Here is a 1989-nt window from a genome sequence, read left to right as displayed (position 1 = left end):
GAAGAAATCTTCGGCCCGGTGATGGCGATCCTCTCCTACGAAACCGAAGAAGAAGTGATCCGCCGCGCCAACGACACCGACTTCGGCCTGGCCGCCGGCATCGTCACCCGCGACCTGAACCGCGCGCACCGCGTGATTCATCAGCTGGAAGCCGGTATCTGCTGGATCAACGCCTGGGGCGAGTCCGACGCAAAAATGCCGGTCGGCGGCTACAAGCAGTCGGGCGTGGGCCGTGAGAACGGGATCAGCTCGCTGAACAACTTCACCCGCATCAAATCGGTACAGGTCGAGCTGGGCGATTACGTCTCGGTGTTCTGATCTGACGCAGTTCTGAAGTTGCGGCCCTTGTGGCGAGGGAGCTTGCTCGCGCTGGGCTGCGAAGCGGCCCCAACTTCAGACACCGCGTTCATGCAGACACAACACAGTCGCTGACTTTGCGACTGCTGCGCAGCCGAGCGGGAGCAAGCTCCCTCGCCACAACGATCGGCAACTCGGCGCGCGACCTGAACCAACATCAAAGAGGGTGCATTCAATGTCCCAAGAATTCGACTACATCATCATCGGTGCCGGCTCGGCCGGTAACACCCTGGCGACCCGTCTGACCGAAGACGCAGGCGTCACCGTCCTGCTGCTCGAAGCCGGCGGCCCGGACTACCGTTTCGACTTCCGCACGCAAATGCCTGCGGCGCTGGCGTTTCCACTGCAAGGCCGTCGTTACAACTGGGCGTACGAAACCGATCCAGAGCCACACATGGACGGACGTCGCATGGAGTGCGGTCGCGGCAAGGGTCTGGGCGGTTCCTCGCTGATCAACGGCATGTGCTACATCCGCGGCAACGCCATGGACTACGACGGCTGGGCAAAACTGCCAGGCCTGGAAGACTGGTCGTACCTGGACTGCCTGCCCTATTTCCGTAAAGCGGAAACCCGCGACATCGGCCCGAACGACTACCACGGTGGCGACGGCCCGGTCAGCGTTACCACGCCAAAAGCCGGCAACAACCCGCTGTTCCACGCCATGGTCGAAGCCGGCGTGCAGGCCGGTTACCCGCGCACCGAAGACTTGAACGGTTATCAGCAGGAAGGCTTCGGTCCGATGGACCGCACCGTAACGCCGAAAGGCCGTCGTGCCTCCACCGCTCGCGGTTACCTGGACGTGGCCAAAAAGCGTTCGACCCTGACCATCGTTACCCACGCCCTGACCGACAAGATCCTGTTCGAAGGCAAGCGTGCGGTCGGCGTGCGTTACCTGGTCGGCGACGCCGAAGAACGCGTTGAAGTCAAAGCACGCAAGGAAGTGCTGCTGTGCTCCGGCGCCATCGCTTCGCCGCAGATCCTGCAGCGTTCCGGCGTCGGCCCGGCCGAGTTGCTGAACAAGCTCGACATTCCGGTGGTCCACGACCTGCCGGGCGTCGGTGAAAACCTGCAGGACCACCTTGAGCTGTACCTGCAATACGCCTGCACCCAACCGGTCTCGCTGTACCCGTCGTTGCTCTGGTACAACCAGCCGGCGATCGGTGCCGAGTGGTTGTTCAACGGCACCGGTATCGGCGCCAGCAACCAGTTCGAAGCCGGCGGTTTCATCCGTACCCGTCCGGAATTCGAATGGCCGAACATCCAGTACCACTTCCTGCCGGTGGCGATTAACTACAACGGCAGCAACGGTGTGAAAGAGCACGGTTTCCAGGCGCACATGGGCTCCATGCGTTCGCCGAGCCGCGGGCGCATCCAGGCCAAATCCAAGGACCCGCGCCAGCACCCGAGCATCCTGTTCAACTACATGGCCACCGAGCAGGACTGGCAGGAATTCCGCGACGGCATCCGCCTGACCCGTGAAATCATGCAACAGCCTGCGCTGGACGCCTTCCGTGGCCGCGAAATCAGCCCGGGCATCGACGTGCAAACCGATGAGCAGCTCGATAAGTTCATCCGCGAGCACGCCGAAACCGCGTTCCACCCGTCCTGCTCGTGCAAGATGGGCACCGACGA

Annotated in this window: 2 protein-coding genes; both read left to right on the top strand. The window is 62.5% G+C overall.

The window, feature by feature from the left end:
• Positions 1-318 (top strand): aldehyde dehydrogenase family protein (locus tag D8U18_RS23775; protein WP_131108620.1); only part of this gene is annotated, 318 nt, incomplete at its 5' end.
• A 214-nt stretch (positions 319-532) separates the two neighbouring features.
• A partial coding sequence (gene betA, locus D8U18_RS23770) for a choline dehydrogenase (RefSeq protein WP_131108622.1) occupies positions 533-1989 on the top strand: 1457 nt, incomplete at its 3' end.

It is taken from the genome of Pseudomonas sp. Sample_10, from assembly GCF_004321495.1.
Taxonomy (GTDB): domain Bacteria; phylum Pseudomonadota; class Gammaproteobacteria; order Pseudomonadales; family Pseudomonadaceae; genus Aquipseudomonas.
The sequence above is the reverse complement of the archived record's forward strand: the minus strand, read 5'-3'. Positions and strand labels throughout refer to the sequence as shown.